We start from the raw sequence: 15,161 nt of genomic DNA, 5'->3' as shown, positions 1-15,161 counted from the left end.
CGTGGCTGTGCGGCTTGTCACGGTTCACGAAGGTTGTCACCCAAGTTACTGTTCCCCCTAGGATCGCCGGTGGCAACCCCAGCCGTCATCTATACTCTGCCCTTGAGAATTCTGCAATCGGATCCCTCTGGATGCCCCGTTTCCGCCGCCTCTTCCGCTGGGCCCTGTTCGCCGGCCTGGCCCTGACCCTCGCCGGCCTGGCCGCCATCGGCATCCTCTATTACGTGGTTTCGGCCAAGGTTCCGGACATCCAGTCCCTCCGCAGCGTCGAGCTGCAGGAACCCCTCTACGTCTATGCCAGCGATGGCCGGCTGATCGGCCTGTTTGGCGAGACCCGCCGCTATCCGGTGTCGATCAAGGATGTCCCCGAGCCGGTCAAGCGCGCCTTCATCGCGGCCGAGGACTCGGATTTCTACAAGCACAACGGCGTGGACCTGACCGGCGTCAGCCGCGCGGTCTGGCAGATCCTCAGCCGCAAGGAAGGACGCGTCGCCGGTGGCAGCACCATCACCCAGCAGGTCGCCCGGCAGTGGTTCCTCAGCTCCGAATACAGCTACACGCGCAAGCTCGTCGAAATGATGCTGGCGATGCGCATCGAAAAGATGCTGAGCAAGGACGAGATCCTCGAGCTCTATCTCAACAAGAGCTTCTTCGGAAACCGCTCCTACGGCGTGGCCGCGGCCGCCGAGTACTACTACGGAAAATCGCTTGACCAGTTGACCCTGGCAGAGACCGCGACGCTGGTCAGCGCGCTGAAGTTTCCCTCCAGCGGCAACCCGATCAGCAACCCGGTGCGCAATCACCAGCGCAGCGTTTACGTCATCAACCGGATGCTCGAGGACCGCTACATCACCCCGGCGCAGGCGGCGGAAGCCAAGGCCGAACCGATGCACGCGACGCCGCACGAACGCCCGGTGGAGGTCTACGCGCCCTACGTCGCCGAGATGGTCCGCCAGGAAATGATCGCCCGCTTCGGCGGCGACGTCCTGACCAAGGGCTATCACGTCACCACCACCATCGACGCGACCCTGCAGGCCGCCGCCGACCAGGCGGTGCGCGAGGGCCTGCAGTTGTACGACCGTCGCCACGGATGGAACGGCGTGGAGCGCCATTTCGATGTCGCCGCCGACGCCGATGCCAAGGCGCTGGCCGGGCAACTGTCCGGGATACCGCCGCAGGGCGGCATGCGCCCGGCCATCGTCGCCGCCACCGCCGCCGACGGCAGCGCCACCGTGGTCCTGTCCGACGCCAGCGAAGTGGTGTTGCCGCCGTCGGCCAGCCAGTGGACCGGCAAGGCGCCCGGCAAGCTGTTCAAGCGCGGCGACCTGGTCCGGCTGAAGGCCGGCAAGACCGAAGGCAGCTATATCGTCGACCAGGTGCCCCGTGCGCAGGCCGCGCTGGTATCACTGGACGCCGACACCGGCGCGCTGCGCGCGCTGATCGGCGGCTACAGCTTCGCCGGCAACAAGTTCAACCGCGCTACCCAGGCACGCCGCCAGCCGGGTTCCAGCTTCAAGCCGTTCCTGTACGCGGCGGCCTTCGAGAAGGGCTTCAACCCGGCTTCGATCGTGCTCGACGCGCCGGTGGTGTTCCGCGATCGCCGCGGCCACATGTGGCGCCCGCAGAACGATGGTGGCGGATTCCGCGGCCCGATGCGCCTGCGCGAGGCGCTGGTGCAATCGCGCAACCTGGTGTCGGTGCGCCTGCTCGACGCCATCGGCGTGGACTTCGCGCGCAAGTACATCAGCCAGTTCGGCTTCGAGGAAGCCGAACTGCCGCCCAACCTGTCGATGTCGCTGGGCACCTCCTCGCTGACTCCGATGTCGGTGGCGCGCGGCTACGCGGTGTTCGCCAACGGGGGGTCGCGGGTCACGCCCTGGTTCATCGACGAGGTCAAGGACCGCGAAGGCAACGTGCTGTTCAAGGAAAAGCCGGCGGTCGCCTGCCGCGGCTGCGGCGGCACCTCGCTGGGCAACGCGGCCGCGCCCGCCAACGACGTGGTCGACGGTTTCAATTTCGGGCCCCAGCAGGCGTCCGCACCCAAGCCCGCGCCGGTCAAGCCGGCCACGCCCGCGCCCGCGCCCGCCAAACCGCCGATCCAGACGGCCGACACGGTGGCCGCGCCGCGCGCCATCGACGAGCGCACGGCCTACCAGCTGGTCTCGATGATGCGCGACGTGGTCCAGCGCGGCACCGGCACCGCGGCCAAGACCCTGGGACGCGAAGATGTCGGCGGCAAGACCGGCTCCACCAACGACCACCGCGACGCCTGGTTCTCCGGCTTCGGCGGCACCTACGTCACCACGGTCTGGGTGGGTCGCGACGACTTCCGCTCGCTGGGTTACCGCGAATATGGCGGCAAGGCCGCGCTGCCGATCTGGATCGACTACATGCGGGTCGCGCTGAAGGACAAGCCGATCGCCGCGAACGACCCGCCGGCCGGCATGGTCCAGGTCACCACCAACGGCGCGACGGAATGGGTGAAGGCCGAGGACCTGGAACGCATCGAGCAGTTCGACGACTTCGGTCCGGAAGACGCGGTGCCGGACGAGGAAGCCTTCGACATCTTCTGACGCCGCTTGCGGCCGGATCGGTGGATCACCCGGTGATCCACCGATTTACATTCACAATCCTTGGTGTACAGTCGCCGCTAGTTTCGACGCGGAGGCTCGCCATGCACCACGCCCGTCAGCACGCCGAAACCCGCACCCGCGAGCGCCGCCGGCGGCTTGCCCACGAGGCCGCCCGGCTGATGGCCGAAGGCGGCATCCGCGACTTCCACCAGGCCAAGCTCAAGGCCGCGAACCGGCTCGGCATCCACGACGACGCCTCGCTGCCCCGCAACCGGGAGATCGAAGACGCGTTGCGCGAGTACCAGCGCCTGTTCGTCGGCGAGGCGCATACGCTCGGCGTACGCCGCCGCCGCGAGGCCGCGCTGAGGGCGCTGGAATTCTTCAATGGCTTCTCGCCCCGGCTGGTAGGGCCGGTCCTGGATGGCACGTCCGACAACAACGCCGCCGTGCAACTGCATGTGCACAGCGATGATCCGGAGGCCGTGGCCCACTTCCTCGAAGAGAACCGCATGCCCACCGAATCCCGCACGCGCCGGCTGCGCCTGGATCGCGAGCGCAACCTCGATGCGCCGGTATGGCTGTTCAGCGCGGAGGAACTGAGTTTCGACGTGACCGTGCTGCCGCTGGACGCCCTGCGCCAGGCGCCGCTGTCGGGCATCGACGAAAAGCCGATGCGCCGCGCTTCCGCGACGCAGTTGCGGCAGATACTGGCCGAAGAGGAAATCGCCGGTTACGAGTCCGGCATGCAGGGCTGAGCGCGGCAGGGGGCGGCATCGAGTCCCTGCTTCCCGTTTCCGCCGCAATGCGCCCCGGCAGGACGCGATCGATTCACCTTGCTGAAAAAGCAAACGCCCCGCGAAAGCGGGGCGCTGCGTTTCGGTGCGTCATCGATGCGGCGGATTGCTCAGCGCTGGTCGATGCCCTTGTAGTCGCGCACATCGTAGCCGGTGTAGATCTGGCGCGGACGGCCGATCTTGGCTTCCGGGTCGACCTGCTGTTCCAGCCAATGCGCGACCCAGCCGGCGGTGCGGCCGATGGCGAACATGACGGTGAACATCTCGGTCGGGATCTTCAGCGCCTTGTAGATGATGCCGCTGTAGAAATCGACGTTCGGGTAGAGCTTGCGCTGGATGAAGTAATCGTCCTTCAGCGCGGCCTCTTCCAGCTTCAGCGCCACTTCCAGCAGCGGATCGTTGACGCCGAGTTCGCCCAGCACCTTGTGGGTCATCTCGCGGATGATCTTGGCGCGCGGATCGAAGTTCTTGTAGACGCGATGGCCGAAGCCCATCAGGCGGAAGCCGGATTCCTTGTCCTTGGCCTTGGCGACGGCGCTGTCCACCTTGTCCGGCGTGCCGATCTCTTCCAGCATCTTCAGCACCGCCTCGTTGGCGCCGCCGTGCGCGGGGCCCCACAGCGCGGTGATGCCCGCGGCGACCGAAGCGTACGGGTTGGCGCCGGTGGAGCCGACCAGGCGAACGGTCGAGGTCGAGGCGTTCTGCTCATGATCGGCGTGCAGGATGAACAGCAGATCCAGCGCCTTGGCCACCACCGGGCTCAGTTCCAGTGGCTCGCTCGGCACTTCGAACATCATGTGCAGGAAGCGGTTGACGTAGTCCAGGTTGTTGCGCGGATAGCGGATCGGCCAGCCGATCGAATAACGATAGGCGGCGGCGGCGATCGTCGGCACCTTGGCGATCAGGCGGATGGCGGCCAGGCGGCGCTGTTCCGGATCTTCCAGGTCCAGGGTGTCGTGGTAGAACGCGGACAGCGAGGCCACCGTGCCGGCCAGCATCGCCATCGGATGCGCGTCGTAATGGAAACCGTGCAGGAAGTTCTTCAGCGACTCGTGCATCATCGTGTGATGCGTGACTTCGTGATCGAACTTCTCGAACTCCGCCTTGCTCGGCAGTTCGCCGTTCATCAGCAGATAGGCCACTTCCAGGAAGCTGGAATTCTTGGCCAGCTGTTCGATCGGGTAACCGCGGTACAGCAGCACGCCGTTGTCGCCGTCGATGTAGGTGATGGCCGACTTGCAGCTGGCGGTGGCGGTGAAACCGGAGTCGTAGGTGAAGAGACCGGTTTCCTTGGTCAACTTGGAGATGTCCACGCAGTTGTTGCCCAGCGTGGGTTTCAGGACCGGCAGGTTGACGGATTTGTCGCCGGCGGTCAGCGTGACCTGGTCGAGTTCGGACACAGTGTGCGCTCCTTCGTGGGGAAGCACCGGCCGCTTGCACGGGCGGTGTGTGACGGGAGTCCGGAGGGGGTTCCTCGGATAACGTCGATTATCGCACACGCGGTTTGGAGTCGTCGCTCGGTTCCAGACCAAACTCAGACCAAAGCATAAGGCGCCGCGCAACGCGCGTTACGCGAAAGACGGAAATGCAAACGGCCGCGCACCTGGCGCGGCCGTTGCAGGACGAACCGACCGCTCGCTCAGCGCGCGTAGCGCTTCTGGAACTTGTCGATGCGGCCGCTGGTGTCGATGACCTTGTGCTTGCCCGTGTAGAACGGATGCGAAGCGGAGGAAATTTCAACCTTGATCAGCGGATAGTCGTTGCCGTCTTCCCACTTCGTGGTTTCCTTGCTGCCCAGGGTCGAGCGGGTCAGGAACTTGAAATCGGAGGTCACGTCGTGGAAGACGACTTCGCGGTAATCGGGATGGATGTCGGCCTTCATGGCGGGCACACCGTGTTGCGGGATAGGGAAGAGCGGCATTGTAGCCTGCCCTCCCGTCCCGGTGCAACCCAGCCCCTTGCCCGGCCTCAGCGGGCGGCCAGGGCGGCCTGGATCAGGGCCTCGAAGCGCTCCTGGTCGTATTTGAGCAGGATGTCGGCCTTGTCCGGCTTGCCACCTTCCCGGCGCCAGTCCACCACGCTGGCGCCCCGGCTGTGGGTGCCCTGCAGCTCGATGGCCAGCGGCCGTTCGGCCCGTTCCAGCGTCCCTTCCGGGGCCAGCGCGAAGGCCATGGCCAGGGCGTCGGCCGCGTACCAGTAGTCGCCCCGGCGGTCGATCGACCACAGCCGGGTCTTTTCCGAGATGCCGGCATAGAACCTGGCCCGGTCCGAATCGGCCCGCAGCCAGCCAACGACCCGGTCGTGGTGGAGGCCATGGGCGATGGTGGCCTCCCAGTCCGCGAGTTCGATGCGGTCGAACGCCTCGAACACCAGGTGGGCCGCTTCCGGATCGAAGTAGAAATTGAACTCCGCCGCCGGGGTGATGTTGCCGTGGCAGGTTACCGCGCCGCCCATCACCACGAAGCGCGCGACACGCTGCGGCAAGGTCGGATCCAGCTTCAACGCCAGCGCGATGTTGGTCAGCGGTCCCAGCGCGACCAGCAGCAGCTTGCCGGCGTGTTCGTGCGACAGGCGCAGGATGGCCAGCGCGGCATGTTCGGCTTCGGCCTGCTTGGACGGTGCGTCGTAGCCGATGTCGCCGAAACCGTCCTGGCCATGCACGTAGCCGGCGTCCGGCGCCGGATGCAGCAGCGGTTCGGGTGCGCCCGCGAATACCGGGATGTCGGCGCGGCCACTGATCTCGCACAGCTTCAGCGCATTGCGCACGGTGTGTTTCAGGCCGACGTTGCCGGCGGCGATGGTCAGGCCGATCACGTCGTGACGATCGTCGTTGAACGCCATCAACAGCGCCAGCGCGTCATCGACGCCGGGATCGGTATCAATCAGCAGGGGAATCCTGTCGCTCATCTTTTTTCATTCATGTCGGTTGGCCTGCGAGTCTGGCACCGATGGATGACGAACGAAAGTCGAGTGCTCAGGCACCCGCGTAGCGGACCGCCCCGCCCACCCAGCGCTGAACGATGCGGTCGGCCAGCGCCGGCGATTCGGCCAGCAGGCGATCGGCCATCTCGCGCACCTGCGGCAGCAGTGCCGCGTCGCGCGCCAGATCCGCGACCCGGAACGTCGCCAGGCCGGTCTGCCGCGTGCCCAGCAGTTCGCCGGGGCCGCGCAGTTCCAGATCCTTCTCGGCGATGACGAAACCGTCGTTGGTCTCGCGCATGGTCGCCAGGCGTTGCTTGGCCATCTGCGAGAGCGGCGCCTGGTACATCAGCACGCAGGTCGAGGCGGCCGCGCCGCGCCCGACCCGCCCGCGCAACTGGTGCAGCTGCGCCAGGCCGAGGCGCTCGGCGTTCTCGATGATCATCAACGAGGCGTTGGGTACGTCCACGCCGACCTCAATCACGGTGGTCGCGACCAGCAGATCGCTCTCGCCCTGCTTGAACGCACGCATCGCCGCCTGTTTCTCCGCCGCCTTCATGCGTCCGTGGACGAGCGCGATGCGCAGTTCCGGCAGGGCGGCGGAGAGCTGTTCGTAGGTGGTCTGCGCGGCCTGCGCGATCACCTCGTCGCTGTCGTCGATCAATGTGCACACCCAGTACGCCTGGCGCCCCTCGGCGCAGGCGGCGCGGATGCGCTCGACCAGTTCGGGACGGCGCTCGGCGCTGAAGGCGACGGTATGCACGGGCGTGCGGCCGGGGGGCAGTTCGTCGATCGCCGAGACATCGAGATCGGCGTAGGCGGCCATCGCCAGCGTGCGCGGGATGGGCGTCGCGGTCATGACCAGTTGATGCGGCACCGACTTCCCGCTGGCTCCCTTGTCGCGCAGCGCCAGCCGCTGGTGCACGCCGAAGCGGTGCTGCTCGTCGACGATGGCCAGGGCAAGGTCCTTGAAGGTCACCGCTTCCTGCATCAGTGCATGCGTTCCCACCACCACTTGGGCCTTGCCGGTGGCGACCTCGTCCAGCACCTGCGCGCGCGCCTTGCCGGTGACCTTGCCGGCCAGCCACGCGACCCGGATACCCAACGGTTCCAGCCATTGCCGCAGGTTGGCCAAATGCTGCTCGGCCAGCAGTTCGGTGGGTGCGGCCAGCGCCGCCTGCCGGCCGGCTTCCACCGCCAGCATCGCCGCCATCGCGGCGACCACGGTCTTGCCGCTGCCGACGTCGCCCTGCACCAGCCGCAGCATCGGCGAGGGCAGCTTCAGGTCCTCGCGGATCTGCTTGAACACCCGTTGCTGCGCGCCGGTCAGGCGGAACGGCAGCGATTTCGCCAGTTGCGCGGCCAGGGTGCCGCGCCCGGTCAGCGCCGGTGCGTGATGGCGCTGCAGGGCGATGCGCTGGCGGCGCAGGCTGACGTGATGGGCCAGCAGTTCCTCCAGCGCCAGCCGCCGCTGGGCCGGATGCCGCCCCAGTGACAGGGCCTGCAGATCGGCGTCGCGCGGCGGGCGGTGCATGACCAGCAGCGCCTCGCGCAGCGACGGTAGCCCGGATTCACGCAGCAGGGCTGTGGGCAGCAGTTCCAGCGCGACATCGTCCGGCAGGCGATCCAGCGCCTGGCCGACGAGTTTGCGCAGGCTGGCCGGCCCCACGCCTTCCACGGCCGGATAGATGGGATCCAGCGCCTCGCCGAGGGCGATCTCGGCATCGGCGTCGAGCACGCGATAGCTGGGATGGACGATCTCCAGGCCATGCTGGCCCGGCTTGGGCGTGCCGTAGCAGCGCACCCGGGTGCCCGGCGCGAACTGCGCCACCTGCGCCGCACGGAAATGGAAGAACCGCAGCACCACCGTGGCATGCGAATCGTCGCCGATCGCCACCCGCAACACCGGCCGGTAGCGGAAACCGCGCTCGACCGCCTCCACCCGCCCCTCCAACTGCGCGGGCACGCCTGGGCGCAGCGCGCGGATCGGCGTCAGCGCGGTGCGATCCTCGTAGCGCAGAGGCAGGTGCAGCCAAAGATCCTGCAAGGTCAGCAGGCCGCGCGCCGCCAGCTTTTCGGCGATGCGCGCGCCCACGCCTTTCAGCGACGCGATCGGAAGACGGGCCACCTCGTCGGCCCCGGGAATGGCATGCGGCATGGTGCAAGCATGCCGGGTATCGCGGTGCGATTGCCAGTCCGCGGCGGTTCCGGCGCACGGCCGGAACCGCCCGCCGGCATCAGAACCGGGCGCTGAACTCCACGCCGACCTGGCGCGGGGCCGAGATCGAGGCGAACGGCGTGCCCAGCACCGAGGCGGAAATGTTGTTCACCCCGGTCACGTAGCGCTTGTCGAACACGTTGTTGCCGTACACGCCGACGCCCCACATGCCATCGGCCGAGGACCACTGCACGCGCATGTCGGTGCGGTTCTGCGCCTCGCCGGTGCGGAAAGCCGGGCTGGCCTGGCAGGTGCCCTGGGTTTCGGACTCGGCGTTGCAGCGGCTCTTGCCGCGGTAGGCGTGCAGCAGCGAGAAACGCACGTCGCCGCCGTCGCCCAGGTTCCAGGTATAGCCGGCGCCGAACGACGCCGACAGGTAAGGCTCGCCGGTCGGATCGCCGGAAATGTCACGGCCATTGGTGGACAGGCCATCCTTGTAGGTGGCGTCGATGAACGAGGTGTTGAAGGTCAGGTCCAGGCCGGTGACCGGCCGCCACTGCAGGTCCACGTCCACGCCCCAGGCCTGCATGTCGCTGGTGTCGACGATATAGCGCGGCACGCCGGAGCCGGCGGTGTTCAGGTCCAGGCTGATGGCCTGGCGATCCTTGTAGATGTAGTAATAGCTGGACGCATTGAGCGACAGCTTCTGTTCCGGGAACACGGTCTTGATGCCGAACTCCGCGTTCCAGACGTCCTCGTTGTCGAACTGCGACTGCGGCTGCACGCTGTTGAAACCGCCAGCCTTGTAGCCCTTGGCCAGCGAGCCGAACACCATGGTGTTGTCGTTGACCGCGTAGTCGACGACGAAGCGCGGGCTGAGGTCGGTCCACGACTTCTTGCGGCTGTTCTTCACGCCTTCCAACTCGCCGAAGGCGAATACGAAGTCCGTGTTGAACATGTCGGCGCTGACCGGATAGCCCATCTGCTGCAGCAACTCGAAGAAGCCCTGCTGATCCAGCATCGCCACGGTGGCATCCAGCGTCGCCGCCTCGCGCGCGCCGTTGAACCAGCTGAAATCCTTGCGGTCGTGGGTCAGGCGCAGGCCGAAGGTCAGGTTCCAGCGGTCATTGACGTGCCAGATCACATCGCCGAACGCCGCGTAGGCTTCCGCCTTTCCGTGGTTGACCATGCTCTCGCGCCACGAATGGCCCTGCAGGCGCAGCGGCAGGCCCGCGCCTTCCAGCACCTGGTCCAGCAGCGCGATGATGTTGACGCCGCCAAAGTTGGGCAGGTTGCCCATCGCGGTGCCCACGCTGTCGGTGAACAGGTTGGTCTCGCTGGTCTGGTCGGCCTCTTCCTTGAACCAGCTGGCGCCGGCCACCCAGTCGAACTTGCCGGACACGCCGGAGAACTTGAACTCCTGGTAGTAGCTGCGGTTGCTCTCGATGTTGGCGGTGTCGAAATAGAGGTTGATGCGGTTGGTGCCGTCCTCGTCTTCGCGGTTCACGGTGTCGAAATCACGCACGGCGGTGGTCGACTGCAGGCTGCCCCAAGGGAAGGCGTGGTCGATCTGCAGGGTCAGGCCGTTGAAGGTGCGTGATTCCTCGTTGTGGACCACGTCGTTGAAAACCGGAGCCTTCAGCGGGTTCCGATAGGTCAGCGGATTGGCGGGATACGGAGCCGGGGCCGGATACGGGTCCAGCGCCACCAGGCCGACCGCCGGACGCGCCAGCTGGTCGATGTTCTCGTAGTCCCAGGACAGGTTGAGGGTGGTCGACTCGCCCAGATCCGAACGCCAGGCCGCGCGCAGCGCCATCGTGTCCTCGGGGTTGAGCCGATCACCGGTCGCGGCATCGGTCATCCAGCCGTCGCTGTGGTTGGACAGTGCGCTGAAGCGCAGCGCGTGACGCTCCCCGAAGGGGACGTTGAACAATCCGGACAGATAGCGGCGACCATCCTCGCCCACCCGGATGCGGGCATTGCCTTCCGCCACGTTGCTGGGCTTGTTGGTGATGATGGACACCGCGCCGGCGGCGCTGTTGCGGCCGAACAGGGTGCCCTGCGGCCCCTTCAGCACTTCAATGCGCTCGATGTCGTTGAACGCCAGCATCGCTCCGCCGGTGCGGGCCGAATAAACGCCGTCGATATAGACGCCCACGGCCGGATCGGTGCCGATGCCGAAGTCGCCGGTGGAAATGCCGCGGATGGCGTAGCGCGGCTGGGTCGGACTGCCGTCGCTGACCTCCAGGCCGGGCACGAACATGTCCAGGTCGCCGATGTCGGCGGCCGCGACCTGGTCGATCATCTCGCCGTTGAGCACGTTGATCGCGATCGGCACGTCCTTCAGTTCCTGCTCGCGGCTCTGCGCGGTCACCTTGATGGTGTCCAGCGTGGTCGCATCGTCGGGCGCGGCGGCGGCCTGCCCCCATGCGCTACCCGACACGCCCAGCAACACACAGCTTCCGAACAGGGCGCGCCGCAGCCCCACCACCAGACACCGTTGATTCAACTTCATCACTCCCTCCCAGAAGCGTTGTGTTCCTACGGATGTTTCCCTCAAATGGACGCCGGTACCGCTTCTCCCCCCGGCGCCTCCCCATCGCAACTGCCATGCTGCGCGCGAATCCAGGCATCAATCAGTTCCACGCCTTCGCGATGCACCACCGAGCGCCCCAGTTCCGGCATCATCACCGCCGGATCGGCGCTGTCCATGCGGAAGCTGAGAATCGATTCGTCCGGCTTGCCCGGCTCGATGTCATGCCGCCGGTCGCCAGTGCCCTTGCCGGCGGCGATCGGCTGCTTGCAGAAACCCAGCTTCAGGCGTTCCCGGGTGCCCGCGTCCAGCCACAGGCCGGAAGTGATCGCCGGTCCGGTCGGGCTGTGGCAATGCCCGCAGTTGACGTCCAGGTAGGCGCGCGCGCGCGCGTCGAGGCCGGCGTTCGTGTCCATCCAGTCGGCATCGCGCGGTGCCTGTGCAGGTGCGGGCGCGCCGGTCAGGTAGCCGATCCGGGCCAGGTGCGCGAGCTGGTTCTCGCGACCATCGCCATAGTCGAAATCCCGGTTCAGATGACGCGCCTTCGGCCCGATCGGCGACAGTTGCCGCGACCGGTTGTCGGTCATGTGGCAGCCGCCGCACTGGTTCTGGTCGGGCACCTGGTAGGACGCTTCCTCGCGCTTGCCGGAAGCGTCGACCAGTTCCAGCGAGATCAGATCACCGGTGCGCTTGAGCGTGGCTTCGGTCTGGGCTTCGTTCCAGACGTACGGCATTGCCACCCAGCCCGATTCGCGCCGCACCAGCAGGCGGGTTTCGATCAGGCGCACCTTCGACAGGTCCAGCGACTCCTGCTTCAACACGCTGGCCGAGGGCGGGGTGCGCGCCACCGAGCGGCCATCCCATGCCTGTCCTTCCGGCAGCGGGTAGTAGAAGGTCTTGCTGATGATGGTGCCGACCGGGAAGTCGAACGCGGCGTCGGCCCGATAGGCCGCCGCCTTGCCCTTCGGCATCCAGATGGTGCGCAGCTTGTGCGCGTAGTCGCTGAACAACGGGGTGTTGAGATCGTAGGGCACGACGCCGCCATTCAGGCGCAGCCGGCCGTCCTCGATGCGCAGCACGTGCCAGTCGTCCAGGCTGGCCGGCTGGCCCTCGGCGAAGAAAGTCACTTCCTGCTGACGCTTGCAGCTCGTGATCAACGCGGCGGCCAACAGCGCGCCGATGGCCATCCACGCGGCCCGGTACTTCCGCATCGTGATCAACCCCGCTTCAGGTCCACCGCCGGCAGGCGCGGCAGTTCGCACTGATGGGACCGGGTGTCCTTGCTCGGGCTCTTGTAGCCGCCGGGGCCGTCGGCGTTGATCACGCCGCTGACGTCGCGCAGGCAGATTTCCGGTCCACGCGCCTGGCCATCGACCTTGCGGTCCTTGTTGAAATAGCCATCCCACAGCACGTCCGGGAAGTTGCCGCGCAACCCGTACATCGCCACCTTCAGCGCCTTCAGATCGAAACCGTCGGGCGAATCACCGCCGCCGGACAGGGTGTTGCCATGCACATAGATGCGCTCCGGATACGGATCGAAGGTTTCCGACTTGCTCGAATCCTTGTAGCCGGTGGAGTAGACACTGGAGATGATGATGTTGGTGGTCGCGTTGTCGCGGATCTCGTTGCCGAAGATCTCGATGTCGTCGTTGGAATTGACCACGATGCCGGAACCGGCCGGCACGCTCGCCACCGGCGTGCCCTTGGCGCCGAAGTTCTCGTGGTTGTTGGCGATGACCTTGTTGTTGAACACGCGGATGTTGCCACCCTGCTGCTTCAGCCCGGGCATGTTGAACACCAGGATGCCGCCGGTGTTGCCGGTGGCGACGTTGTCGTGGACGTCGGCGTTGATGGTGTTCTCGATCTCGATGCCCGCCACGTTCTTCTCGGCGCGGCTGCGACGCACGATGACGCCGTCGGACTGGCCCACGTAGATGCCGGCATCCGAGGCACCGATGGATACCGAATCCTCGATCAGCACGTTCTTCGTCAGCACCGGATACAGCCCGTAGGCACCGTTCTTGGTGCTGGGACCGCCGGTCCATTCGACCTTCACCCCGCGAATGGTGATGTTCTCCGATTCGCTGATCTTCAGGCCATCGCCCTTGGAGTCCTGGATGGTCAGGTTCTCGATGGCGAAGTCGTCGCCGTTGACCAACAGGCCCTCGGCGCCGGCCTTCTGGCCCTTGAAGCTGAGCACGGTCTTGTCCATGCCGGCGCCGCGGATCGTCACGCCGTCCGCGCGCAGGGTCAGGCTGCGATCGAAATGATAGGTGCCGGCGGGAATCTCGATGACCTCGCCGGGCTTGGCGTCGAGCAGCCGCTCGTGGAGTTTCCGGGCGAAGTCCGTGCTGGCCGCATCCGCCTTCGGTGCCTGTTCGTCGCCCTTCGGCTGGCAGGCGGCCAGCGCCAGTGCCAGACCCGCCATCAACATCGTCCGCTGCATCGCGTTCCCTCCCCGGTCCTCGCGCGGCGGCCGGCGGCCACCATACGCGTGCGAATTCAGTAATTGAGAGTCTTGTCCCACTGGTTTCCCTGAAGTAGGGCAGGAGCGGCATACTTGGGGGGGCAAAGCGGACAAGCTGGAGGGGCTTCGATGCGCCGTAAACTGGGCCTGGACGGGGGCAATCGCCTGTCCATCGCCAACCTGCCGACCAACATGCTGTGCAGCCTGGTGCTGCTGGCGGGCGAGTTGGGCGTGAACTGCGAGTCCTGGTTCAGCGGGCTCCGCCTGACCCCGCGCGAGATCCAGGATCCACTGGCACGGGTCTCCTACCGGCAGGCGACCGAGGTCATCCGCCGCGCGCTGCCGACCCTGCCCATCGAGGACGTGGGCCTGACCCTGGGCGGCAACCAGAACGGCGCCAACTTCGGCCTGCTGGGCCTGGCGATGCGGATGGCGCCGAATTTCGGCGAGGCGGTCAACATCGGCCTGACCTACCAGCGCAACCTGGGGCCGCTGATGGACCTGCAGTTGCTGCAGGAAGATCCCGAAGTGGTGTCGGTGGTGGCGACCACGCCGCTGGATCTGCCGGAGATCCTGCCGTTCCTATGCGAGGAGATGTTTTCCAGCGTGCTGATGCTGGCGCGGGAACTGGCCGGCCCGGAATTTCATCCGGTGCGGCTGGATCTGACCTACCCCGCTCCGGCCTATGCCAGCAAATACAGCCGGATGTTCGAATGCGAGGTGCGGTTCCGCCAGGGCCAGAACCGGATGCTGGTGGATCGCAGCTGGTTCTCGCTGCCGTTCACCAGCTACAACCCGGTTGGTTCGCAGCAGGTGCTGGCGCTGTGCCACGCGCAACTGGCGGCGGTGGCGACCTCGGGCGAGGCGACCGCGGCGGTGGAACGACAGCTGCGACCACGCCTGCGCGAAAACCCGCAGATGACCGAGATCGCGACCGCGCTGCACCTCAGCGAGCGCACCCTGCGCCGGCAATTGGCCGACGAAGGCCAGCGCTTCAGCGACATCCACGACCGGGTACGCACCGATCGCGCACTGGAATTGTTGCAGGATCGCGAACTGACCATCGCCTACATCGGCACCCAGCTGGGCTTCAACGACGTACGCGAATTCCGCCGCGCGTTCAAGCGCTGGACCGGGCACACGCCCAGCGAGGCGCGCGATCGGATGGTGTGATCGCGCGCCGGGGTCAACGGCGGGCGGTCAGCCGACCACCATCACCGCGTCAACCTCGAACGCCGCGCCCTTGGGCAGGCCGGCCACCTCAATGGTGGAGCGCGCCGGAAACGGCGCCTGGAAGTAGTCCTGCATCACCGCGTTGACCTTGGCGAACTCGCCCAGGTCGGTCAGGTACAGGCCCAGGCGGACGACGTCGCCCAGCGAACCGCCGGCCGCCTCGGCCACCGCCTTGAGATTATCGAACGCGCGGCGCGCCTGCGCCTCGATGTCGCCCTCGACCAGGTTGCCGGTGGCCGGATCCAGCGGAATCTGCCCGGAGAAATACACGGTGTTGCCGACGCGCACCGCCTGCGAATACGGGCCGATGGCGGCGGGCGCCTGTTCCGTGTGGATGATCTGCTTGCTCATGGGGCGCTCCTGACGGGAAAGGCGGGGATTTTAACCGAGGCGCGGACGACCCACCGAGCCGCTTTGTAGGAGCGACGTAAGTCGCGACCGGAAACCGTCGGGCATACCGGGTCGCGACTCACGTCGCTCCTAC

At 66.7% G+C, this 15,161-nt stretch carries 11 protein-coding genes; 3 read left to right on the top strand and 8 right to left on the bottom strand.

The features are described from left to right. The first annotated feature begins 131 nt into the window (after positions 1-131). Positions 132-2,573 (top strand): penicillin-binding protein 1A, encoded by a 2,442-nt coding sequence (locus ACTJI2_RS09170; protein ID WP_440841894.1) that lies wholly within the window; start codon positions 132-134, stop codon positions 2,571-2,573. Between the two features lie 101 nt (positions 2,574-2,674). Then, positions 2,675-3,328 (top strand): hypothetical protein, encoded by a 654-nt coding sequence (locus tag ACTJI2_RS09165; protein ID WP_192197279.1) that lies wholly within the window; start codon positions 2,675-2,677, stop codon positions 3,326-3,328. Positions 3,329-3,477: 149 nt separating this feature from the next. Here ACTJI2_RS09165 and ACTJI2_RS09160 read toward each other — a convergent pair whose 3' ends face one another. From ACTJI2_RS09160 to ACTJI2_RS09130, 7 genes are all read right to left on the bottom strand, one after another. Beyond that, entirely contained in the window at positions 3,478-4,767 is a 1,290-nt protein-coding gene (locus tag ACTJI2_RS09160) for a citrate synthase (protein WP_141453990.1), read from the bottom strand. A gap of 239 nt (positions 4,768-5,006) precedes the next feature. Beyond that, a complete protein-coding gene (locus ACTJI2_RS09155) occupies positions 5,007-5,249 on the bottom strand; it encodes a type B 50S ribosomal protein L31 (protein WP_141453991.1) in 243 nt (80 codons plus the stop codon). Between the two features lie 86 nt (positions 5,250-5,335). After that, positions 5,336-6,274, bottom strand: a complete 939-nt coding sequence (locus ACTJI2_RS09150) for a nucleoside hydrolase (RefSeq protein WP_183644340.1) — start codon at positions 6,272-6,274, stop codon at positions 5,336-5,338. Positions 6,275-6,341: 67 nt separating this feature from the next. After that, entirely contained in the window at positions 6,342-8,444 is a 2,103-nt protein-coding gene (recG, locus tag ACTJI2_RS09145) for an ATP-dependent DNA helicase RecG (RefSeq protein WP_203323487.1), read from the bottom strand. A gap of 79 nt (positions 8,445-8,523) precedes the next feature. Continuing rightward, positions 8,524-10,959 (bottom strand): TonB-dependent receptor, encoded by a 2,436-nt coding sequence (locus tag ACTJI2_RS09140; RefSeq protein WP_318288537.1) that lies wholly within the window; start codon positions 10,957-10,959, stop codon positions 8,524-8,526. A gap of 41 nt (positions 10,960-11,000) precedes the next feature. Then, positions 11,001-12,188 carry an SO2930 family diheme c-type cytochrome gene (locus tag ACTJI2_RS09135; protein WP_440841891.1) on the bottom strand — a complete coding sequence of 396 codons (1,188 nt, stop codon included), beginning with the start codon at positions 12,186-12,188 and terminating at the stop codon, positions 11,001-11,003. Between the two features lie 5 nt (positions 12,189-12,193). Then, the gene (locus tag ACTJI2_RS09130) at positions 12,194-13,405 is read right to left on the bottom strand and encodes a parallel beta-helix domain-containing protein (protein WP_440841889.1); all 1,212 of its coding nucleotides are present in this window, start codon (positions 13,403-13,405) and stop codon (positions 12,194-12,196) included. A 168-nt stretch (positions 13,406-13,573) separates the two neighbouring features. Here ACTJI2_RS09130 and ACTJI2_RS09125 point away from each other — a divergent pair, with 168 nt between their 5' ends. After that, positions 13,574-14,617 carry an AraC family transcriptional regulator gene (locus ACTJI2_RS09125; RefSeq protein ID WP_183644351.1) on the top strand — a complete coding sequence of 348 codons (1,044 nt, stop codon included), beginning with the start codon at positions 13,574-13,576 and terminating at the stop codon, positions 14,615-14,617. Positions 14,618-14,644: 27 nt separating this feature from the next. Here ACTJI2_RS09125 and ACTJI2_RS09120 read toward each other — a convergent pair whose 3' ends face one another. Continuing rightward, a complete protein-coding gene (locus tag ACTJI2_RS09120; RefSeq protein WP_440841888.1) occupies positions 14,645-15,028 on the bottom strand; it encodes a RidA family protein in 384 nt (127 codons plus the stop codon). Positions 15,029-15,161 lie beyond the last annotated feature (133 nt).

The sequence above is a fragment of the Pseudoxanthomonas sp. 22568 genome (assembly GCF_052044485.1).
GTDB lineage: Bacteria > Pseudomonadota > Gammaproteobacteria > Xanthomonadales > Xanthomonadaceae > Pseudoxanthomonas_A > Pseudoxanthomonas_A beigongshangi.
This window is presented reverse-complemented; position numbering and strand designations above follow the sequence as displayed.